The 21,439-nt window shown below is 63.2% G+C and carries 22 protein-coding genes; 13 read left to right on the forward strand and 9 right to left on the reverse strand.

Features of this window, described 5'->3' with window-relative positions:
- Positions 1-211 precede the first annotated feature (211 nt).
- Entirely contained in the window at positions 212-1,633 is a 1,422-nt protein-coding gene (locus AB4Z25_RS10345; protein ID WP_112537210.1) for an MFS transporter, read from the reverse strand.
- Between the two features lie 107 nt (positions 1,634-1,740).
- On the opposite strand from AB4Z25_RS10345, the gene AB4Z25_RS10350 reads away from it, so the two are divergent.
- Complete coding sequence (locus tag AB4Z25_RS10350) at positions 1,741-2,358, forward strand: MarR family transcriptional regulator (RefSeq protein WP_112537211.1); 618 nt, start codon at positions 1,741-1,743, stop codon at positions 2,356-2,358.
- On the opposite strand, the gene AB4Z25_RS10355 is transcribed toward AB4Z25_RS10350, so the two are convergent.
- Both AB4Z25_RS10355 and AB4Z25_RS10360 read right to left on the reverse strand, forming a co-directional pair.
- Positions 2,355-3,566: an MFS transporter gene (locus AB4Z25_RS10355; protein ID WP_112537212.1), complete on the reverse strand. Its 1,212-nt coding sequence runs from the start codon at positions 3,564-3,566 to the stop codon at positions 2,355-2,357. The two genes, AB4Z25_RS10350 and AB4Z25_RS10355, sit on opposite strands and share 4 nt — an antisense overlap.
- 111 nt (positions 3,567-3,677) lie before the next feature.
- Positions 3,678-4,574: a LysR family transcriptional regulator gene (locus AB4Z25_RS10360; RefSeq protein WP_442207965.1), complete on the reverse strand. Its 897-nt coding sequence runs from the start codon at positions 4,572-4,574 to the stop codon at positions 3,678-3,680.
- Positions 4,575-4,695: 121 nt separating this feature from the next.
- Here AB4Z25_RS10360 and AB4Z25_RS10365 point away from each other — a divergent pair, with 121 nt between their 5' ends.
- Genes AB4Z25_RS10365 through AB4Z25_RS10375 form a run of 3 tightly spaced genes read left to right on the forward strand, consistent with a single transcriptional unit; the run spans position 4,696 to position 6,351 of the window.
- Positions 4,696-5,409, forward strand: coding sequence for an SDR family oxidoreductase (locus AB4Z25_RS10365; RefSeq protein ID WP_112537214.1), 714 nt, complete (start codon positions 4,696-4,698; stop codon positions 5,407-5,409).
- A gap of 4 nt (positions 5,410-5,413) precedes the next feature.
- The gene (locus AB4Z25_RS10370) at positions 5,414-5,788 is read left to right on the forward strand and encodes a VOC family protein (RefSeq protein ID WP_442207966.1); all 375 of its coding nucleotides are present in this window, start codon (positions 5,414-5,416) and stop codon (positions 5,786-5,788) included.
- Positions 5,789-5,811: 23 nt separating this feature from the next.
- Positions 5,812-6,351: an ester cyclase gene (locus AB4Z25_RS10375; protein WP_112537215.1), complete on the forward strand. Its 540-nt coding sequence runs from the start codon at positions 5,812-5,814 to the stop codon at positions 6,349-6,351.
- A gap of 12 nt (positions 6,352-6,363) precedes the next feature.
- Here AB4Z25_RS10375 and AB4Z25_RS10380 read toward each other — a convergent pair whose 3' ends face one another.
- A complete protein-coding gene (locus AB4Z25_RS10380) occupies positions 6,364-7,101 on the reverse strand; it encodes a DUF3750 domain-containing protein (protein WP_112537216.1) in 738 nt (245 codons plus the stop codon).
- A gap of 150 nt (positions 7,102-7,251) precedes the next feature.
- On the opposite strand from AB4Z25_RS10380, the gene AB4Z25_RS10385 reads away from it, so the two are divergent.
- Both AB4Z25_RS10385 and AB4Z25_RS10390 read left to right on the forward strand, forming a co-directional pair.
- Complete coding sequence (locus tag AB4Z25_RS10385) at positions 7,252-8,256, forward strand: asparaginase (RefSeq protein ID WP_112537217.1); 1,005 nt, start codon at positions 7,252-7,254, stop codon at positions 8,254-8,256.
- 161 nt (positions 8,257-8,417) lie between these two features.
- Entirely contained in the window at positions 8,418-9,167 is a 750-nt protein-coding gene (locus AB4Z25_RS10390; RefSeq protein WP_112537218.1) for a hypothetical protein, read from the forward strand.
- On the opposite strand, the gene AB4Z25_RS10395 is transcribed toward AB4Z25_RS10390, so the two are convergent.
- Positions 9,142-9,897: a DeoR/GlpR family DNA-binding transcription regulator gene (locus AB4Z25_RS10395; protein ID WP_112537219.1), complete on the reverse strand. Its 756-nt coding sequence runs from the start codon at positions 9,895-9,897 to the stop codon at positions 9,142-9,144. The two genes, AB4Z25_RS10390 and AB4Z25_RS10395, sit on opposite strands and share 26 nt — an antisense overlap.
- Before the next feature lie 119 nt (positions 9,898-10,016).
- Here AB4Z25_RS10395 and AB4Z25_RS10400 point away from each other — a divergent pair, with 119 nt between their 5' ends.
- On the forward strand, positions 10,017-10,382 hold the full coding sequence (locus AB4Z25_RS10400) for a DUF4406 domain-containing protein (protein ID WP_112537220.1): 366 nt from the start codon (positions 10,017-10,019) through the stop codon (positions 10,380-10,382).
- A 122-nt stretch (positions 10,383-10,504) separates the two neighbouring features.
- Positions 10,505-11,125: a glutathione S-transferase family protein gene (locus AB4Z25_RS10405; protein WP_442207967.1), complete on the forward strand. Its 621-nt coding sequence runs from the start codon at positions 10,505-10,507 to the stop codon at positions 11,123-11,125.
- Here AB4Z25_RS10405 and AB4Z25_RS10410 read toward each other — a convergent pair.
- A complete protein-coding gene (locus tag AB4Z25_RS10410; RefSeq protein ID WP_112537222.1) occupies positions 11,116-11,478 on the reverse strand; it encodes an MmcQ/YjbR family DNA-binding protein in 363 nt (120 codons plus the stop codon). The two genes, AB4Z25_RS10405 and AB4Z25_RS10410, sit on opposite strands and share 10 nt — an antisense overlap.
- A gap of 110 nt (positions 11,479-11,588) precedes the next feature.
- Complete coding sequence (locus tag AB4Z25_RS10415) at positions 11,589-11,834, reverse strand: hypothetical protein (protein ID WP_162698652.1); 246 nt, start codon at positions 11,832-11,834, stop codon at positions 11,589-11,591.
- Between the two features lie 92 nt (positions 11,835-11,926).
- On the opposite strand from AB4Z25_RS10415, the gene AB4Z25_RS10420 reads away from it, so the two are divergent.
- The gene (locus AB4Z25_RS10420; protein WP_112537224.1) at positions 11,927-12,823 is read left to right on the forward strand and encodes a LysR substrate-binding domain-containing protein; all 897 of its coding nucleotides are present in this window, start codon (positions 11,927-11,929) and stop codon (positions 12,821-12,823) included.
- Here the strand turns inward: AB4Z25_RS10420 and AB4Z25_RS10425 are convergent, their stop codons facing one another.
- On the reverse strand, positions 12,824-13,483 hold the full coding sequence (locus tag AB4Z25_RS10425) for a glutathione S-transferase family protein (protein ID WP_112537225.1): 660 nt from the start codon (positions 13,481-13,483) through the stop codon (positions 12,824-12,826).
- Between the two features lie 98 nt (positions 13,484-13,581).
- Positions 13,582-14,907: a TIGR03808 family TAT-translocated repetitive protein gene (locus tag AB4Z25_RS10430; protein ID WP_112537226.1), complete on the reverse strand. Its 1,326-nt coding sequence runs from the start codon at positions 14,905-14,907 to the stop codon at positions 13,582-13,584.
- A 241-nt stretch (positions 14,908-15,148) separates the two neighbouring features.
- Here AB4Z25_RS10430 and AB4Z25_RS10435 point away from each other — a divergent pair, with 241 nt between their 5' ends.
- From AB4Z25_RS10435 to AB4Z25_RS10450, 4 genes are all read left to right on the forward strand, one after another.
- Positions 15,149-17,434 (forward strand): EAL domain-containing protein, encoded by a 2,286-nt coding sequence (locus AB4Z25_RS10435; protein WP_112537227.1) that lies wholly within the window; start codon positions 15,149-15,151, stop codon positions 17,432-17,434.
- A 67-nt stretch (positions 17,435-17,501) separates the two neighbouring features.
- A complete protein-coding gene (locus tag AB4Z25_RS10440) occupies positions 17,502-18,512 on the forward strand; it encodes a ligase-associated DNA damage response exonuclease (protein ID WP_112537360.1) in 1,011 nt (336 codons plus the stop codon).
- A 217-nt stretch (positions 18,513-18,729) separates the two neighbouring features.
- Positions 18,730-20,358, forward strand: a complete 1,629-nt coding sequence (locus AB4Z25_RS10445) for a cisplatin damage response ATP-dependent DNA ligase (RefSeq protein WP_112537228.1) — start codon at positions 18,730-18,732, stop codon at positions 20,356-20,358.
- Between the two features lie 107 nt (positions 20,359-20,465).
- On the forward strand, positions 20,466-21,386 hold the full coding sequence (locus AB4Z25_RS10450) for an alpha/beta fold hydrolase (RefSeq protein WP_112537229.1): 921 nt from the start codon (positions 20,466-20,468) through the stop codon (positions 21,384-21,386).
- Positions 21,387-21,439: the final 53 nt, after the last annotated feature.

The raw sequence follows: 21,439 nt of genomic DNA on the forward strand, positions 1-21,439 counted from the left end.
AGCCTTCGTTATGTTCGAGCCTGCATTTGCACCGGCTGACCTAGTGGTCGTTAGATCCTCGGGACAAGCCCGAGGATGACGAAGTTGGGTTGGGCGCTCCCGCTGCAGGCGAAGACGATATCATCTGGCCGTCATCCTCGGGCTTGTCCCGAGGATCCAACGACGCCCTACGACAATGGCAGATACCCAGCCGAGGATGGCCGCCAATGGCCTAGGCCGCCTTGTCCCGCAGCGATAGTGCGGTGATCACCGTCACAATCCCCGGCAAAGCCATCGCAGCGTAAAGCCAGTGCGCCGCCGCAATATCGCCTGCGATCCCACCGGGGTGAACCAGCCCAGTGCTGTTGGCGATCACGCCGGCGATCGCCGCACCGAAGGCGCTGCCGAGCGACTGCACGGTGGAGATCGCCGCGGACGCCTTGTCCTGCTCGGAATTCTGCACCAGCTGCAGCACCTTGGTCACCAGATGCGCCCAGCCGAGACCGACGCCAAAGCCCATCATCAGCATCGCGAAGGCGGCTGGAGCGAGGATCACGATCTCGGCCGTCTGGTTTTCGCGGGCCAGAAGCAGCGCCAGGGCTGCCGTCGAGAGTGCCTCGATCACGCATCCGGCGATGATCGCCTTGATGGCGGCCGGGCCCCTGAGATTGCCGCTGAAGAAGGCGGCAAAGGTCCAGCCGAGCGCCACCAGCGCTGTCAAATAGCCGGAGATCAGCGGCGTAACGCCATGCAGCGCCTGCAGGAAATAGGGGATGTAGATGTCGCTGGTCAGCACGATCAGCAGCGTGAACATCGTGAGATAGACGCGCGCTACAGGCTTGCCGAGTGTGACCGCGCCGGTGGGCAGCAGCCGTGTCCGCCCCTGCCGCTCGATGACCAGCATCAGCGCGATGGCGATGACGGCGAGAGCGACGAGCGCCGCCTTGCCGCCGGTCTGTTCCAGCGTTCCGGCAATGCTGACGAGGAGCACCGCGCCGATCAGAAGGCCGATCTGCACGAAGGGTATGCGTCCTTCGGCTCGGTCATCCGTTGCCTTCGGCAGCAGCCACGGCGCCAGCACGGCCATGAGCACGCCGAGCGGCACCAGGACGATAAAGGCATGCCGCCAATTGCTGCCATCGGCGAACAATCCCCCGGCGCTCGGACCAAGCAGCGTCGCGACACCCCAGATCGCCGCATAAAGCGTCGAGGCCTTGGGCCAGAGCGGCTCGGGAAAGGCAAAGCGCACGAAAGCATAGGCAAGCGCTGCTAGAATGCCGGCGCCATAGCCCTGGATCGTCCGCCCCACGAGCACGACTTCCATCACCGGTGCGGCAGCGCAGACGAGGCTGCCCGCGCCGAACAGCATGGCGCCGAACACATAGGCAATCCTGAGCCCCATGCCGCGCGGCCGCATCGCCACCGAGATCGAGCCGAGCACGGCCGCCGCCACATAGAGCGTCGTCACCCAGGAGAGCAGCGGCAGGCCGCCGATATCGCGCACGATCGACGGCGCGATCGTCGCCATGATGTAACTCTCGACCGCATAGAGCGTCACCCCGCCGCCGAGCATCAGCGTGGCCGGAAGCAGGCGAGGGGTGAAAAGCTGGAGGACGGAGGACTTGGGCGCGGCGCCCTGATCTATGCTGGTCATGCTGTATGCCTTGATGTGTTTTCCCTGGCGGAAGATTATTTTCCAATTTATAAGTTGGAAAATTGCATGCTTGTGTTATTAAAACAAGCGTGGACTTGGAAAAATAAATGCGCCAATCGCCTGCCAACCGTATCCTGCTTCTGCTTAAGACCGAAGGTCCGCAGCTCGGCACCGATGTCGGCGCCCATCTGGGCATCACCGCGGAGGCCGCCCGCCAGCAGCTGACCAAGCTCGCCGAAGAAGGGCTCACCGAGCCGGTGAGCGAACCGTCTTCCGGCCGCGGCCGCCCGAAACAGCTCTGGCAGCTGACGGCTGCTGGCCATCAGACCTTCCCGGATGGCCATGCCGAGCTCACTGCCGGCCTGCTCGGCATCATCACCGCTGAGCTCGGCCGCGGCGCGCTCGATGCCGTCATTTCGGCCCGCGAAACAGAGACGCTCGCCCGCTACCGGCATGATGTCTCGGCTCCGGCGCTTGCCGATCGCGTCAGCCAGCTCGCCGCCATCAGAAGCCGCGAGGGCTACATGGCCGATAGCTGGCAGGAGGAGGACGGCTCCTTCATGCTCGTCGAAAACCACTGCCCGATCTGCGCTGCCGCCGCTGTCTGCGCCGGCTTCTGCCGCTCGGAGATCGAAACTTTCCGCAGCGTGCTTGGCGCCAAGGTCGAGCGCTCCGAACATATCCTGCTCGGCGCCCGCCGCTGCGCCTACCGGATCAGTGCTTAAGCCGTTCTGAATTCCCGCTTGCTGCTTTCCAGCACCAGCAGGAAGGCGATCGCCCCGAGACCGGCAAGGGCGGCGATCTGCGCCGTCCCCGAATAATCCGTCAGCGTCGTGCCGATCGCGAAGATCGTTGCGGCAACACCATTGCTGATGAAGACGCTGACCGAGATCAGCGAGCTGCCGAGCCCCGGCCGGTCGGCGATCAGGTCCTGCAGATAGGTGATCGGCACGCTGAGGATGGCGGCTGCCCCACAGGCATTGATCAGCACCAGCGAATAGATATGCCACGGCGCCGAGGCGAAGCCTGCCAGCGTCAGGTAGAGACAGTAGATCAACGCCCCGGCAGCCAGGATATGCACGTTGCGGAAGCGCTTCTGCAGCGCGCCCCACATCATCATGAACGGCATTTCCAGGAAGGCGACCAGCCCCGCCATGAAGCCGACATCGACCACCGTGCCGCCGGCCGGATGGGTGATGATCAGCGGCGACAGCATGGTGTTCAGCCGCTGCAAGCCGAGCAGCAGCGACATGGCGATGATGCGCTTGAGGATATAGGGCTGGGCGATCCGTTTCAGCGATGGCAGGAAACCCGGCGCATCGGCAAGCGGCCCCGATGATTTCGGCATCTTCCCCGCAAAAAAGAAATACAGGCAGAAGCAGGTGAGGCTTGCCGCCCCGGCAATCCCGTAGGCCGGGGTCATCGACTGCGCGGTCGCCAGATAAAGCCCGATCACCCCCGGCGCCAGCGCCCAGGATCCCGAATAGAGCGCCCGCACCGTCGACGAGATCGATCCCGCCAACCCGCGATCCATCGTGTTGGTGGTCGCGCGGATGCTGGCAAACAGGATGGAATAGGTCGAGTTGCTCGCTGGGATCAGCAGCAGCACGCAGAGGATGAACACCGGCGCGGTATGAAAGACAAAGACCGAGCCAAAGCCGATCATGCCGCAGACAGATAACGCCAGCACCAGCGGCCGCCGGTCGGCCATCCGGTCCGACCATATCCCCAGCGTCAGGCTGGTCGCCACATTCGAAAGCGCCGAGAAGAACACCAGCGCCGAATAGGCGCCGTCGCTCATCCCAAGCTCATTGATGCCGATGATCGACTGATAAGGCAGCGTCGAAGCATAGGTGAAGGCGAGCGCCACCAGTGTGACGGCCGGAATGCGGATTTTCGGTTCGCGGAGGATGACGGAGAAGGCAGAGGGCATGAACGTGATTCCTGATGCGCTACCTCTAATCCTGCCTGCTGCCATCTAAAAACGATTGTTTGTGATACCGGTGTCAATTCGTGTGATGGGCTGCGAACTGGCGTGATCCGCCTACTGCGCCTCGGCCCGGAATGCCTTGCGCAGCGTCACCGAGAGATAGTCTATGCAGAGCCTGACCTTGGCGGCGGCGAGACGGCTATGGGGGAAGACCGCGTGGATCGGCGCGGCGGCAAGCCGTGCTTCGGGCAGCACCACCTCGAGCCTGCCGCTGTCGATGTCGTCGCGGACATCCCATATCGATTTCAGCACCAGTCCCGCGCCGGAAAGCGCCCAGCGGTGGGCAAGCTCGCCGTTGTTGGTCGTGAGACTGCTGGTGACATTGGCGCTGCGGCCGTCGGCAAAAGCCCAATGGGTGTTCGGCGGCTCTCCGAAGGCGACGATGTCGTGGCCGGGAAGATCGTCGACAGTCTGCGGCCGTCCCCGGCGATCGAGATAGGCCGGCGCCGCGCAGATGACGCGCCGGTTGGGCGCGATCTGGCGGGCGATCAGGCTGGAGTCTGAGAGCGATCCGAAACGGATGGCAAGATCATATCCGGCATCGACGATGTTCTCGACGCCGTCATTGGTGTCCAGATGGACATGCAGGTCGGGATGGGCCTGCTGGAAGTCCCAAAGGATCGGCGCCAGCCAGCGGCAACCGAAAGCAAAGGTCGAGGTGACCTTCAAGACCCCGCTCGCCCTGTCGCTTCCGCTCGAAGCATCGGTTTCGGCATCGTCGATCTCTGCCAGGATCTGGACGCAACGCTCGTAGAAGCGCGCGCCTTCTTCGGTCAAAGCCAACGAGCGGGTCGTCCTGTTGACCAGCCGCACACCGAGCCGCTCTTCAAGCCGCGAGAGTTTCCGGCTGACAACCGTCAGCGAAAAATTAAGCTCGCGGGCCGCGCCGGAGAGGCTCTTCGCCTGCACGACCCGCACAAAGACCAGCATGTCGAGAAAATTGTCGCTCATATTATTGCTGATATTGCAAGAGACTATCGACAACAATATCCATTCTGACAACAACGAGACGGGGCTACAGTCCCTCCATCGAAACCGCGGCACGGTGTTGCTGCATAGAGGAGAGCAACAGATGACATCCCTGGAAAAACAGCGCGTTCTCGTCGTAGGCGGTAGCTCCGGCATCGGTCTTGCCGTCGCAGAGCAGGCCGCCGCCGAAGGCGCCGCAGTCACCATCGCTTCACGTTCCGCAGACAAGCTTGCCGAAGCAGCGCGTTTGATCGGCGGCGGCGTGGCGACGGCGGTTCTCGATACCGGCGACGCCGGCAGCGTCGAGGCCTTCCTCGAGGCGAGCGGCGCGTGGGATCACATCGTCATTTCCGCAGCGCAGACCCCATCGGGCCCCGTGCGCAAGCTCTCGCTCGACGATGCGAAGCGCGCCATGGAAAGCAAGTTCTGGGGCGCCTATCGCATCGCTAGGGCCGCTGAGTTCGCCGAACGCGGATCGCTGACCTTCATCTCCGGCTTCCTGAGCGAACGCCCCTCGGCATCCTCGGTCCTGCAGGGCGCCATCAACGCCGCGCTTGAATCGCTGGCCCGCGGTCTTGCGCTTGAATTGTCGCCTGTCCGGGTCAATGCCGTCTCGCCGGGTGTCATCGATACGCCGCTCTGGTCGAAGATGGACGAGGCAAACCGAAATGCCATGTTCGAGCGCATTGCCGGCAATCTGCCCGCAAAGACGATCGGGCAGCCATCCGATATCGCCAATGCCGTGCTGTTCCTGATGACGACGCCTTTTGCCACCGGTTCGACCGTGCGTGTCGATGGCGGCGGCGCGATCGGGTGATGCCATGCTGATCGATCATGTCACGCTGCGCACTGCGGATCTGGAGGGCACAAAGGTCTTTCTTGAGGATCTTCTTGGATTGACGGTTGGCGCCCGTCCGGACTTCGGTTTCCCGGGCTACTGGCTTTATGACGAAGGCGAACCTGTCGTTCATCTCATTCCCGGCGCTGGCGCTACCGTTGGCAGGGATGCGGAGACCATCGATCATGTCGGCTTCCGCCTCCAGGGCTATCAGGCGTTCCGCAAGAAGCTTGACGATGCCGCGACAGCCTATTCCACCATGGATCTACCCGAGCTTGGCGAGCGGCGCCTTTTCGTCCGCACGCCCGGCGGCATCCTCCTCGAACTCGTCTTCCGCGAAGACGCCAAGATCAACTGAGCGATAGAAAAGGGAACAAGACGATGATCACTGCAACCCTCAAGGCCGGCCTTGCCGCCATTGCCATCGCAACATCGGTGGCTTTCCCGGCAAGCGCATCCGCGCCGCTGAAGATCGACGAGATCGTGCATTCGCCGAAACCGGGGCATGCCGAAAAGAGCACGGAAGCTGCCGCCCGGCATTTCTATGCTTTCTGGAACACCGGCGACGAGGCCGATCTCAAGCAGGCGGTCGCACCCGCCTTCACCGATCACACCTTGCCGGAAGGCAGGCCGCAAGGTCCTGAAGGGCCAGCCCTCGCGTCGAAAAACTTCCGTGCCGCCGTTCCCGACCTTTCGGTCGAGGTCCGCAAGATGATCGTCGCTGGCGACTACGTCACCGTACACATGATCTTCCGCGGCCATTTCACCGGCGCATTCGGCACAACCAAGGGCTCCGGGCAGGCCATCGAGTTCATCGCCACCGATCTCCTGAAGGTCACCAAGGGCAAGGTCACCGACAACTGGCATATCGAGGACAATCTGGCGCTTCTGAAACAGATGGGCATCGTATCGATGAAATGAGGCGGGACGCCCTCAGATCCCCACCCGTCCGAACGCCGGAACCTTCACCCCCGGATTGGCGATATCGACGCCCGCCACCAGTCCCATGAAATGCACCTCGAAGCCGCTGCGCACGCCAGCCGCAAAGCCGATCAGGCCATAGAGCGTCGCATGCATGTCGCGTCCGTCAGGGTCGATCTCGAAGAAGCGCCCGTCGGTCAGGAAATCCCGGCCGACGGCATCGGGTGGCAGCACGGTGCCGAGTTGCGGCACGGCTCGAAGCACGTGGGCGACGAAGCTGTTGGAGTTCGGGCCCGGATAGATCCGGTAATCGCCGGTCGCGGCAAACGGGTAGGACTGGATCGCCGCCTCGACCGCCGGGATCAGCGCTGCCGCTTCCGGTCCCTTCAGCGCCTGTACGATATGAGGCGTGTTTGAGTACCAGTAGGCATCCGGCTGATAGTTGTTGCGGCGGATCGGCGAGCCCCAGCCGACCTTGTCATAGCGGTTATAGGCCGTGTCGCCTGTCCCTTTCGTGACGATCCACGAATGGCTGGCCACAGCACCCTTCATCCCGCCGGTCGCTGCCGAAAGGATGTAGATCGCCGCCTCGCCATCGGCATCCGGTTTGGGCAGTACGCCCGATGACGTCCACTTCGCCTCGCGCCAGCTCTTCGGCCGCTCCTTCAGCGCCCACCATCCGGCCGAAGCCAGCGCCGGAAGCAGGTAGATGATGAGTATCGCCAGAAACAGCCGCTTGAAAAACCGCATAGTCGCCAAAGCTCCCGAACCAGCACCGATAGGACGATATTCCCGATCATGATGGCGCAATTGCGCCTGACGGCGGGCTGAAAGGCGTTGCTTTATCGGCGGACGGCGCTATGCCTTCAGCATCCCTGTCAACCACCCGGAATATCCCCCATGTCCAATCCCGTCACCGTCGAAGTCACCCGTGGTTCGCTCGTCGAAAGCCGTCATCGCGGCATGGTGGTTGCGGTCGATGGCGATGGCAAGGTGGTGTTTTCGCTGGGTGATGCGGATGCCGCCGTTTTCCCGCGTTCTGCCTGCAAGGCGATGCAGGCGCTGCCGTTGGTCGAAAGCGGTGCTGCCGATGCCTTTGGGTTTGGCGACAAGGAGCTGTCGCTGTCCTGCGCCTCGCATTACGGCGAGGATGCGCATGTGGCGCTGGCGGCCTCTATGCTGGCGCGCGCCGGGCGCGATGAAAGCGTGCTCGAATGCGGCACACACTGGTCGTCCAATCAGGATACGCTGATCCATCAGGCCCGCACGCTCGACAAGCCAAACCCGCTGCACAACAATTGCTCCGGCAAGCATTCCGGCTTCGTCTGCACCTGCGTCCATCAGGGTATCGAGCTGAAGGGCTATGTCGGCTACGATCATCCGCTGCAGCAACAAATCCGCGGCACGATGGAAAGCCTGACGGGCGCCGTGCTCGCCCATGACAATTGCGGCATCGACGGCTGCGCCATCCCGACCTATGCCGTGCCGCTGAAGCGGCTTGCCCATGGTTTCGCGAAGATGACGACGGGCAATGGTCTCGAGCCGATCCGCGCCAAGGCTTCGAAGCGGTTACTGGAGGCCTGCATGGCCGAGCCCTTCTATGTCTCCGGGACCGGCGGCACCTGTACAGCGCTGATGCAGATCGCCCCCGGCAAGATTTTCGCCAAGACCGGCGCCGAGGGCGTCTTCTGTGCCACGCTTCCGGAGCAGGGAATTGCTGTCGCGCTGAAATGCGAGGACGGCACGACGCGCGCCGCCGAAGCCATGGTCGCCGCCACGCTCGCCCGCTTTTTCGAGAAGGGCGGTGAAACGCACGCGGCCTTGATGGCGATTGCCACCCGGCCGATCCACAATCGCAATGGCGCAGTGGTGGGCGAGGTGCGCGCCACGGCTGCGTTCGCCTGACGATCCGTGCCGTTGCGGCACATCAGTCCTGCAAAAAACAGCAAATACTAATATGGATTAAACCAATTCCGGCGACGGCGCGTGCGGCCGCCGGGATTTGTCCTACAATGGCGCGGCTTTCGAAACGTGGGGTTTCGATCTCGATGCCATGAGGGCAGGATATGTTTGCAGGCCGCTATATCTGGTGGATGCTGATCGCTGTGGCGATCTTCCTGTTTTTCTCCATGTGCTTCGATTACGTCACCTGGATCGTCGTCGCCGTCTCCGGTTGCGCTGAAGTCGCCGGCTCCTGCGGGCCGATCGTGGTCAGCATGTCGGGCGCCATGAAACCTGCCGGCATGGGCCTGGCGAGCCTGATCATGGTGATCTGCACCGTGGGACGGCTGCGCTATCTGCGCTGCGGATGGGGTTGGGCCGCAGCGGCACTCGTCTGGTTCTATGCCTCGGCGGCCTTTCCCGGAATCCTTGCTGCCGGCTGGACTGGCCAGCTGCGGCCGGAAATGGTGGCAGAAAGCCTGCCTGCCGCCTTCCTGTTCATCAATGTGCTCTGCGCCTATCTGGCGATCCCTTTCGAGGAGGGGCGCACCGTTCCGTTCGGCGAATGGCGGTGGCTGCGCGGGCTTCTCTGGTTCTGCGCCGTCTATGGCACGCTGACTGCTTTCGCCGAAACACCGGGCTTCGGCGCCGCGCCCGCCCGCTTCATCGGCATGCCCTGGCTTGCCGCAACGCTCGCCGGGCTGCAGGCGCCGCTGGAAGCGATACTCGATCTCGGAACCGGCAGCATGGTGCCTGCCTACGCGGTGCTGGCGATGTTCGCTGCCGGGCTTGGCGCGACGCTGCTGCCGCAGGATGCGGCGGTCCTGCGCGAGCGCTTGCTGGAGCCGTTCACGCTTCGAGGATCGCGCCGTTGAGCGCGCGGTAGGGCGCCAGCCGCTCCTCGCCGATCCCTTCGGGGATGATCATTCCGGAGACGTCGCCGATGCCGAGCACAGGACAGGGCGAGGCGCGGTCGAGCTTGTCTTCCGTCAGCATCACATAGGTCTCCACCGAACAGCGGGCGATATGCCGCTTGATCGCCGCCTCCTCGAAATCGCCGGTCGACAGTCCGTGCACGGGATGGGCGGCGGTAACCCCGAGAAAGAAGATGTCGGGCCGGAGCTGCGCGATCGCACTCATCGCGGCTGCCCCCGTTGCCACCATCGAATGCTTGTAAAGCCGCCCGCCGGTCAGGATCACCTCGGCCGTCGGGTGATGCTCCAGCTCGGCGGCGATCGTCGGGCTGTGGGTCGCGACCGTGAAGGCGATGTCGCGCGGTAGCCGCTTGGCTATCTCCGCCGTCGTCGTGCCGCCGTCGAGAAAGATCATCTGCCCGGCCTTCACCATCGCAGCCGCAAAAGCGCCGAGCCGCTGCTTCGTCTCCGAAGCAACCGCGCGCCGGGCTGAAAGATCAGGCAGATCGGGCGAAACCGGTAGCGCTCCGCCATGCACCCGCCTCAGCAATCCTTCGCCCGCCATCTCCCTGAGGTCACGGCGGATCGTGTCCTCGGACAGCGAGAACTCCTCGGCAACGCGCTTGGCAATCACCTGGCCGTCCCGGCGCAGGATGTCGAGGATCAGGGATTTGCGTTGTGTGGTCAGCATTGTCCTGCACGAAAATTTACGAAACTCCGTGATAATGCCCGTTATGACTCGACATGCAAGCGATTTCGCGCATTATCGTGAAATCCCGTGCATGACGCCGGGAGTTGTGGAGTTTGGTCATGTTGATTTTGATTGCCGGTCCCTACCGGTCGGGAACGGGTGACGACCCGGTGAAAATGGCGGCGAACCTGAAGGCATTGGAAGCGCCGTCCTATGCCCTGTTCAAGGCGGGCCATGTGCCGATGATTGGCGAATGGGTGGCGCTACCGGTCTGGAACGCCGCGGGCGGCAAGGTGATCGGCGATGCCCTGCACGAAGAAATCTTCTATCCCGTCGCCCACCGTCTGCTGGAGCTTTGCGAGGGCGTGCTGCGCCTTCCCGGTGCATCCAAGGGCGCCGATAACGACGTACGGATTGCCCGGGAGCGGGGCATTCCCGTCTGGCACCGGCTCGAGGATGTGCCGGGCTGCGCTGCTGTGGCGTGATCCAGTTGCCCCTCATCCCAGCGACAAGGATGGGGTGAGGGTCGCATTTCAAATGCGTCCAATTTCCCCATGGCTGCCCCCGCGCCGCCGCGATATATCATCTCCCCAAAAGGGAGATCACCATGCTGACATTCTATTTCGGCCAGGGTACCTGCGCGCTGGCAACGCTGATTGCGCTGGAAGAAGCAGGCCTCGCCTACGAGCCGAGAAAGCTCAGCCTCAAGGACAGCGAGCAGCGCTCGCCTGAGTACCTGAAGATCAATCCGAAGGGCCGGGTTCCAGCACTGGTCACCGATCGCGGCGTGCTGACCGAAGGCGTTGCCATCCTTGCCTATATCGCCCAAATCGCGCCGCAGGCAAAGTTGGCGCCTGTTGACGATCCCTTCGAATTCGCCCGCATGCAGGCCTTCAACAGCTATATCGCTTCGACCGTGCACGTGAACCATGCGCATAGCCGCCGCGGCAGCCGCTGGGCCGATGATCCCGCCGCCATTGCGGCCATGGCCGCCAAGGTGCCGCAGACCATGGCTGAGAGCTTCCAGATGATCGAAGACAAGATGCTCGAAGGCCCCTGGGTGATGGGCGGACAATATAGCGTGGCCGATCCCTATCTCTTCACCATGGCCAGTTGGCTGCCCGGCGACGGTGTGGACATGGCACGGTTCCCCAAGGTCTCCGCTCATCATGCGCGGATGCTGGAGCGTCCGGCGGTCAGGGCGGCGCTGGCTGCCGATCAGGCCTGACGGCTGAAGGTGGCAGCAAGCCTCTTCGGTGCCCGGAACAGCCAGGCATTGATCAGCCGCTGCCGCAATTCGCCGTCGCCGATATTGGCGGCGCGTACCGGCAGCGACGGCCATCCCTTGTAATGGTCCGTCTGGAAATAGATTTCCGGCGCCATCTCGATCAGGTGCTCCTTGTCGGGAATGGCTATCGACAGCACCAGCGTCTCGTTGTTCTTCACCGAAACGAAGGCCTTGCCCGCGACCTTCAGGGCAGGGTTGCCAAAGGACGTGCTTTCTTCCACGCCCGGCAATCCCGCTTCGGCCGCAAGCCGGATCAGGCGGTTAAAGAGGCTGTCCATTGTGTCGGCCGTCATGGCTGCTCCCTATCCGCGGGGTCACTGTGCCCGGAGCCTGTCAGATTGCCTGAAGCACTAGATGGGCGCACACGCTCCTCCCTTCCTAATGCCACAACTGCAGACAAAACTCACGCACACCTTGAAAGCCGTGGCAGCTCGTAGCGTGTCGGCTGCGGCGCCGGGAAGGTTGACGGGAGATCGGCGAGTTCGCGCTGAGACATCGCGGCAAACGCGCGATCGGCGGCCGGCTCGTTGATCTCCCGTTCGTGCTTGGAGTCTCTGTCGCTCCAGAAAAACTTCAGCAATAACATGGCTTGCCTCACTTTCTCTATTGCCGGCTTCTCACGATAGCATGCTTGGGAGGCGCTGCTCATGTTGAAGTCCGGTAGAAGTTATGCCCCGAGTATCGGCCTCATCTGTCCTCATATCAATTGAGTTTACCCGCAGTTCGCTATAGAAAAACTATATGCGAAACCTGAACTCCGTTCATCTGAATGGCCTGCGCGCGCTGGAGGCAGTTGGCCGTCTCGGCTCGCTGCAGCTGGCGGCCGATGAGCTCGGTGTCTCCGTTGGTGCCGTCAGCCAGCAGGTGATCAAGGCCGAGGCGCAGCTGGATCAGTTGATCTTCGAGCGCACGCCGAAGGGCATGGTGGTGACAGAGGCCGGTGCACCAGTGCTGGCGGCCCTGAGCGAAGGGCTGTCGCGCCTCTCCGAAGCCGTGTCGATGGCGCAGAAGACGGACGAAACGACGCTGACCATTTCGGTGGCGCCGGTCTTTGCGGCGCGATGGCTGGTCTACCGCATCGATCGCTTCGCCGAACAGTTCCCCGATATCAATCTGCGGATCGACGCCACGACCAAGCTCGTCAATCCGGCGGCCTCGGATGTCGATCTCGGTATCCGCGTCGGCAATGGCCAGTGGCCCGGCGTCAGGGCCGAATTGCTGCTGGAGCAGGAGGTGTTTCCTGTCTGCGCGCCACGCATTGCCGAAGGCCTTCGCGAGCCGCGCGATATCCTGGAGGTTCCGGCCATCATCGACGGCAAGGCGATGTTCGCCTGGGAAGTCTGGATGCGTGAAGCGGGTCTCTCGGGCTCGACACTGACGACGCGCCATGTCTTCAACGACGCTTCGCTCTGCCTCGACGCCGCCATGGCCGGGCAGGGCGTGATGCTCGCCTGGCAAACGCTGGCGGGCTATTCGCTGCAGGCCGGGCAGCTGGTCGCCCCGTTCGGCATTCGCGCCAGGACCGGCTTCGGCCACTATTTCATCACTGCGGAAGGAACGCGCGAACCGAAAAAGGTTCGCGCCTTCAAGGATTGGATCCGCTCTGAAATGCGGGAAACACTGGCGCTGTTTGCCTGATCAGACAGGCTCGTTGGTGCGCCCGGCCTGCATCTTCAGGTAAGCCGGCCGCGACTGGCAGCGCTTGATCCAGGCGTCGATGTTCGGGCGCGCATCGAAGAGCGCCTGCTCGCTCTGCGCATAGCGCAGCACTTCGGCGACGTTGAGATCAGCTGCCGTGAAGCGGTCAGCCGCGATCCATTCCCGCCCGGCAAGATGCTGTTCGAGCACGTCGAGCGGCCGCTTCAGCTGGCGTGATGCTACCGCGATCACCGACTTGCCGCCTTCGGTTTTCTCCAGCGCATTGTCATAGGTCTTGACGAGCTGGATGGTTTGCACCTCGACCTCGGATGCGGCCCAGATGGTCCACATGTTGATCAGCGCATCTTCCTCTGGCGTCTTCGGCGCCAGTGGACCGCCATGCTTCTTGGCGAGATATTCGGTGATCGCCAGCGACTCGTGCATGACAAGATCGCCGTCCTTGATGCTCGGGATCAGCGCCATCGGATTGATGGCGAGAAATTCCGGCGAGCGCGTGTTCAGCGGTGCGCCCGCCGCTGCCGGGTCGGCAAGCCGGTGGGACTGCAGCACCGGGATGTATTCGAATGGAATGCCGAGCTCCTCGGCCATCCAATAGACGCGCGATGCGCGGGAGCGGTAAACGCCGTAGATCTTCAGCATGTCGATGTCCCCTGATTTGCTGCCGCGAAACTACGGTCGCCCCGCGCGCGCCGAAAAGGGGGTGTCCCTGATGAATCGATGAAAGCTTGTGATGGATGTCAGAGGATGCGATTGCGCTCGACCGTCAGATGCGGATAGGCGCTGCCGCCTGATTTCGTCAGATCGCCCGAAACCTTCTTTTCCCAGGCATAACCGAACACGGCCCCGTCTTTCATGGCTTCGAAGATGTTGTCGGCGATCACCGCCGTTCCCGCACCATCCGCCACCGACACCGCGCAGCCAACGGCCGATTGTCGGATGACGTTTCCGGTGACCACCAGATTGCGCAAATATGGTCCCCAGCCGAGTTGCAGGGCCCAATAGGGGGCGCCCTCGATGACGTTGCCCGAGATGACCGTATCCGCCTCGGCGGCGATGCCGGTGCCGAAAGCGACGTCGGGCTTATAGGGACCCTTGAGCGTCAGGTTGCGCACCACGTTGCCTGTGACGCTGACCAGCCGGCCGCCCTCGTTGAAATTGGCGATCGAGATGCCGTTCGCCGCGCCATCGACGAGATTGCCGGACACGACGGCGCCCTGAAACGCGAATTCGACGTAGATGGCCGTCTCGCCGGAGCGTAGGCACTGGTTGTTGCTGATCTGCACGTTGTCGCCGGAATTGGCGCGGACCGCGGTGAAGGCGCAGTCGGAAATGTGGTTGTTGGTGATCATCACCCCGCCGGCCCGGAACACGTTGATGCCGTTACCGTTCTCGCCGGTTCCGCCGTCATCGGCGCGGATGCGGCTGATCCGGTTGCCAGTCACCACGCTGTTGTCCTCGCCCTTGTCGTATCGGTGCACGAGAATGCCGCCATTGCCGCAATCGCTAACGGTATTGCCGTCGATGGTCAGCCCCGTCGAATTGACGGCGAAGATGCCTGCCTGCCCGGCACCTGAAAAGCGCGAGCGCTCGACCCGCCCGGCGCAGCCTTCCAGCCGCAGGCCGTGCTTGGCCCCGCCGCGGAATTCGCAATCGTCGATCGAGAGCGCGCTGATCCCGGTCAGCTGCACCATCCCGCCGTTCAGCTCGTCGCCGGTGCCGCCGTCGCTCTCGATGAAGATGCTTGACAGTTCGATGCGCGCGGCACCCGCGGCTGAATTCACCGATCCCCGGTGCAGGATGCGTGAGGCGCCGGATACGCCTGCTATCCGCGTCCCGTCGGGCAGCGCCAGGTTTGCCGCCCTGTAGGTACCGGGCGGCAGGTAGAGCGGTGTGCCGCTTCTCGCCGCCTCGTCGATCATCGCCTGCAGGCTGCCCTTCGGCAGACTTGAAGCGTCGAGCGCGCCGCGCAGCGCTGGTGCCTTGCTGACCGCCGAGGCGCGGCTTGCGGAAATCAGGGCAAGGCTCGATACGAAGAGCCCAAGTATAGCCCGGCGGTTGTACATGTCAGACCTTTCGCGCGTTGCCCCTGAAACAGATATCGGCGCATTGGCGCATGCCTGCTTTTGGCACAAAAACCTTGCGCTGTAGTAACCGGGGCGCCGGATGCCAAACTCTTGCGGGTAATTATTTGGCGCCCGTTCACCTTTCCATTTAAGCAAGCCGAAGGAAATCCCGGTTAGCTTGCCCATAGTTTCAATTGTCACTTTTCAAGCGCACCGGCGCCAGGCCGGCCGGAGTGTCGTCATGAATGAAATGAGTGCCACGCAATGGCAGTCTGACGGCGAGCTGGCAGAAGAGACAAGGCGCCTGGTCGCTGCGACGGAAACCATGATGGCCGCCAACGCACGCCATCACTCTGATGGCATCGAGAACCTGCGTCTCAAGGCGATCGTCCACGAGCTCCCCGATTTTCTCTACGTCAAGGATCGCGACAGCCGTTTCGTCTTTGCCAATGCCGTCGTTGCCCGCAGCCACAATTTCGACAATGCCGCCGACATCGCCGGCAAGCGCGACTTCGATCTCTTCGATTTCGATCTCGCCCGCAAATACTTCGATGTCGAGCAGGAGATCATGTCGACGGGCGTCCCGGCGCTGGACATGGAGGAAATCATTCCCGTGGCCGGCGGCAAGCCCATGTGCCGCCTGACCTCGAAGATTCCGCTGCGCAACGACCGCGGCGAGGTCGTCGGTCTGATTGGCGTCTCGCGCGATATTACCGAGCGCAAGCGCCAGGAAGACCTCCGCCGCGGCCAGTCGGCGCTCCTGGAAATGATCGCCCGCAACGAGCCGTTGGAAATGATCCTCGAAGCGCTGGTGCTGCTGGTCGAGGCGGAGCTTGACGGGATTGCCGGCTCGATCCTGCTTCTCGATCGTGATGGCACGCGTCTCCTGCACGGTGCTGCACCCAGCATGCCCGGCGCCTATAGCAGGCTGATCGACGGCACCCCGATCGGCCCCAAGGTCGGCTCCTGCGGCACGGCCGCCTGGCGCGGCAAGCCGGTCATCGTCTCCGATGTGACCATTGATCCGCTCTGGGAGGATTTCCGTGGCGTGGCCGCCGAATTCGGTCTTCGTTCCTGCTGGTCGGCGCCGGTCCTGACCTCGCAGAACAATGTGCTCGGCACCTTCGCACTCTATTCGAACACCGTCCGCGAGCCGACCGCCCACGAGATGGAAATGGTCGCGCTCGCTACCCACATCGCCGGCATCGCCATCGAGCGCAAGCGCGGCGACGAACGCATCTATTTCATGGCCCACCACGACGATCTGACCGGCCTGCCGAACCGTGCCTTCCTGAAGGAGCGCATGGCCAAGACGCTGTTTCAGGCCGGGCGCAACAACCGCAAGGTCACTGTCGCCTATATCGACCTCGATAATTTCAAGGACATCAACGACAGCCGCGGCCATGCCGCAGGCGACGAGGTGCTGAAGGAGCTGGCCGCGCGCATGGCCAATTGCGTCCGCGCCTCCGACATGGTTGTCCGCCTCGGCGGCGACGAATTCCTTGTCGTGCTCGTCCACCAGTCCAGCCACGACGCCGGTATCCTGCGCCGCCTTCGGGAGCTGCAGAAGGCCATCACCCGGCCGGTATCGCTGGATGGCGAGGAGTTGCTGGTCACGAGCAGCATCGGTGTGGCAGCCTTTCCCTCAGGCGGCAGTACGCCCGAAGAGCTGCTCGCCAATGCCGATCAGGCGATGTACCGCGCCAAGGAACTCGGCCGCAACACGCTGCAATATCATAGCGGCGACGGTGAAAACGCCGTCGATATTCCGCTCAGCGAAGAAGAGGAGCTGCGTCAGGCGATCGTTGGCGATCAGCTGCGTCTGCATTATCAGCTGCAGGTCGAGGTCGCCTCTGGCCGAACCGCCGGGCTGGAGGCGCTGGTGCGCTGGCAGCATCCGCAGCGCGGCCTGGTCCCGCCCGGCAATTTCATCCCGCTGGCCGAAGAAACCGGGCTGATCATCCAGCTTGGTCTCTGGGTTCTGAACGAGGCCTGCCGCCAGGCCCGCGACTGGCAGGATCAGGGGCTGAATCCGGTCACCGTCGCCGTAAACGTTTCGGCCAAGCAGTTCGCTGATCCCGACTTTGCCTGCCATGTCCATGAAGCGCTCGAGCGCCACCGCCTCGATCCGCGCTGGCTGGAGCTCGAGCTGACGGAGAGCACCGTCATGCAGGATGTCGACAAGGCACTCGGCATCATGGCGCGCCTGCACCGGCTGGGCGTACGCCTGTCGATCGACGATTTCGGCTCCGGCTATTCCAGCCTCGCGGCCCTGAAGACCTTCCCCTTCGACCGCCTGAAAATGGACCGCTCGCTGGTGGAAGCGCTCCCGGCCGACAAGACCGCCGTCGCCATCGCCTCCGCCGTCATCTCGCTCGCCAAGACCCTGAAGCTCACGGTTGTCGCCGAAGGTGTCGAAAGCGACGCCCAGCTGGAATTCCTGCGCTGGGCGAAGTGCGAGGAGGCCCAGGGCTACAGGTTTGCCAAGCCACTGCCTGTCGATGAGGTGGTGAAGCTCTTGAAATAGGCGGCATCCGGCCAATTTCTGGCTGCCTCTGGCTCTTCGCATCATTCCCGCTATCTTCCCCTGGATGATGCGACCCGACGCCCTGCTGTATCCTGCCCCCGAAGGGCTGTTCTGCCCGGAAGGCGGGTTCTATATCGATCCTGTCCGGCCGGTCGATCGGGCGCTTGTCACCCACGGACATTCCGATCACGCACGGCCCGGCCACCGCCATGTGCTGGCCACCCGCCAGACGCTCGATATCATGCGGCTGCGCTATGGCGACGATTTCGCCGGCAGCGAGCAGGCCGCCGCCTTCGGCGATGAGATCGATGTCAACGGCGTCAAGGTCAGCTTCCATCCGGCCGGGCATGTGCTCGGATCGGCGCAGATCGCCGTCGAGAAGAACGGCACTCGCATCGTTGCCTCTGGTGACTACAAGCGCCGTCCGGACCCGACCTGCGCCGCTTACGAGCCCATCGCCTGCGACGTCTTCATCACCGAGGCGACCTTCGGTCTTCCTGTTTTCCACCACCCGGACCCGATGGACGAGATCCGCAAGGTCTTCGCCTCGCTCCGCCAGTTTCCCGAGCGCACCCATCTGATCGGCGCTTATGCTCTCGGAAAGGCGCAGCGCGTCATCCGCCTGCTGCGTGATGCCGGCTACGACCAGCCGATCTATATCCACGGCGCCATGGAGCGGCTCTGCGATTATTATCAGGGGCAGGGGATCGACCTCGGTGATCTCCCGCCCGCCACCGTCGAAGGCCGCGACAAGTCCGCCTTCAAGGGGGCCATCGTCGTCGGCCCGTCGTCTGCCTTCGCCGACCGCTGGGCGCGCCGCTTCCACGAACCGCTCCCCGCCTTCGCGTCGGGCTGGATGATGGTGCGCCAGCGCGCCAAGCAGAATGGCGTCGAACTGCCGCTCGTCATCTCAGATCACTGCGACTGGCCTGAACTGACGGAGACGATCACCGAACTGCACCCTTCCGAAGTCTGGGTAACGCATGGGCGCGAGGAGGCGTTGGTGCGCTGGTGCGAGCTGCAGGGCGTCAAGGCCCGGCCGTTGCATCTGGTGGGCTATGAGGATGAGGGGGATTGATGGGGGAGCTTATGTCCGCCGGCCATTGCGCCTCGCCAGCCCCCCTCTGCCCTGCCGGGCATCTCCACAGGTGGGGAGATTGGCTGGGCGCAACCGCTCGCTCGAACCCTAATTGCTTTGGGAGGCCGTTACCACGAGTCGATCTCCCCCCTTGTGGGGGAGATGCCCGGCAGGGCAGAGGGGGGTACCACACCCGCAACGCCGGCGAGGCCCACCCATGAAACCCTTCGCCGACCTCCTCGACCGCCTGGTCCTCACCCCGAGCCGCAACGGCAAACTCAAGCTCCTCACCGATTACTTCCGCGACACGCCCGACCCCGACCGTGGCTACGGCCTTGCCGCCATCGCCGGCACGCTTGAAGTCCGCAACGTCAAGCCTGCCATGCTCCGCGAACTGGTGCTGGAGCGCATGGACGAGGTGCTGTTCCGCTATTCCTACGACTATGTCGGCGATCTCGCCGAAACCATTTCTCTGGTCTGGGACAACGAAAAGGACATCGAACGCTCCGCGCTCGCCCAGCCTCGTCTCGGCGAGGTGATCAGCCAGATGAATGCGCTCGGTCGCACCGAAGTCCGCAGCTATGTCCGTGATCTCCTCGACCGGCTCGATTCCTCCGGCCGCTTCGCCTTCATCAAGCTCGCCACCGGCGCGCTGCGCATCGGCGTCTCGGCCCGCCTCGCCAAACAGGCGCTCGCCGAACTCGGGGCAAAGGACGTCACCGAGATCGAGACGCTGTGGCATGGCCTCGAGCCGCCCTACGAATCGCTTTTCGAATGGCTGGAAGGCAGGGGCGGCAAGCCGATCCTGGCGACACCGGCGATCTTTCATTCCGTCATGCTCGCCAATCCCGTCGAGGAGGGAGACCTCACCAATCTCGACCCGAAAGACTATGCCGCAGAATGGAAATGGGACGGCATCCGCGTGCAGCTCTCCCGCTCTGGTGACACGCGAAAGATCTATTCCCGCTCCGGCGATGATATTTCCGGCGCCTTCCCTGATATTCTGGACGCGATCAGCTTCAACGGCGTCGTCGATGGCGAACTCCTGGTCGGCGGCACGGCGCGTTCCAACAATCCGACCCGCACCTTCTCCGACCTGCAGCAGCGGCTGAACCGCAAGACTGTCTCGGGCAAGATGCTGGAGGAATACCCGGCCTTCATCCGCGCCTACGACCTGCTCTTCGATGGCGAGGAGGATGTGCGTGGCAGCGTCTACACCGAGCGCCGGGATCGCCTCTCCGAGATCATCGAACAGGCGCCGCACGACCGGTTCGACCTCTCGCCGCTGGTTGATTTCACGACCTGGGACGAGCTCGACGAGTTGCGCTCCACGCCGCCCGATCCCGTCATCGAAGGCGTGATGATTAAGCGCCGCGACAGCATCTACCAGGCGGGCCGCATGAAGGGCCCCTGGTTCAAGTGGAAGCGCAATCCCTATAATGTCGATGCCGTGCTGATGTATGCCCAGCGCGGCCATGGCAAGCGCTCCAGTTACTATTCCGACTTCACCTTCGGCGTCTGGGCCGAGATGCCCGATGGCGAGCAGCTGGTACCCGTCGGCAAGGCCTATTTCGGCTTCACCGATCAGGAACTCGAAGTGCTCGACAAGTTCGTGCGCAACAACACGACCGAACGTTTTGGCCCGGTTCGCGCCGTCCGCGCCGATAAGGAGTTCGGCTTCGTCGTCGAAGTCGCCTTCGAGGGCATCAACCGTTCGACCCGCCACAAATCCGGCGTGGCCATGCGCTTCCCGCGTATTTCGCGCCTGCGTCCGGACAAGCCGAGCTACGAGGCCGACCGGCTGGAAACGCTGGTCGCCATGATCGACGCTAAGGCGGCGGAATAGCGGCTGTGCGCAAAATGCCGCAGGATCACATTTTCAACACAATGTGTATTGGCCGCAACAGAGTTTGCAGGCACATTTTGAGAGCCGGGTACATAGAGTGCTGAACAATGACCGATGACCAGAATGCCTTCTTCCGTCAGCGCCGCTCGGTTCTTGCGGGTCTTGCTGGAAGCCTGCTGCTGCCGGGGATGGCCCGCGCTTTCGATGTTCCCCTGAAGCCGAAGCTGATCGCGCACGACTACGCCAAGGTGCGCACCCATTTCCGCACCAAGCTGCTGCAGAAGGGACCGGCCCCGGACAAATACGAAAACCTCGTTGCCCCCGCAGATGGCGATCAGATCTTCTACCGCTCGGGCGCCGGGAGCGAACTCGAGCTCGTCGCCTGGGTCAGCAAATACAAGCGCACCCGCCAGCCGAAACCGGCTGTGCTCTTCCTCCATGGCGGCAATGCCATGGGCATGGGCCACTGGAACCTGATGAAGCCCTATATGGATGCCGGTTTCGTGGTGATGATGCCATCGGTGCGCGGTGAAAACGGCCAGATGGGCAATTTCTCCGGCTTCTACGACGAAGTGGACGACGTGCTCGCCGCCGCTGATCGCATGGCGCATCTGCCGGGCGTCGATCAGAATCGCCTCTTCATCGCCGGCCACAGCATCGGCGGCACGCTGACCATGCTCGCTTCGATGTCCACCCACAAGTTCCGCGCCGCAGCCCCCATTTCGGGCAATCCGGACGCCTTCCGTTTCTTCAACCGCTACCCGCAGGATATCCGCTTCGACGACAGCAACGAGCGCGAATTCGAGGTTCGCACGGCACTCTGCTATGCCGAAAGCTTCAAATGCCCGCTGCGCGTCATGCATGGCACCGAGGAAGACCACTTCAACGACCGCGCCGACCTACTCGCCCGCCGTGCCCGCCGCGCCAACATCCGCATCGAAACCGATACGGTGGCCGGAAATCACACATCCGCACTCCCCGCCGAGATCGCCCAGAGCATCCATTTCTTCCAGGGCGTGGCGGCGTAAGGGCAGCCCGACACCAGCTTCACGCCAGCCGCAAATGCCATCCTCCCGGCAGA

Source organism: Rhizobium sp. RAF36, from assembly GCF_052114105.1.
Classification (GTDB): Bacteria; Pseudomonadota; Alphaproteobacteria; order Rhizobiales; family Rhizobiaceae; genus Rhizobium.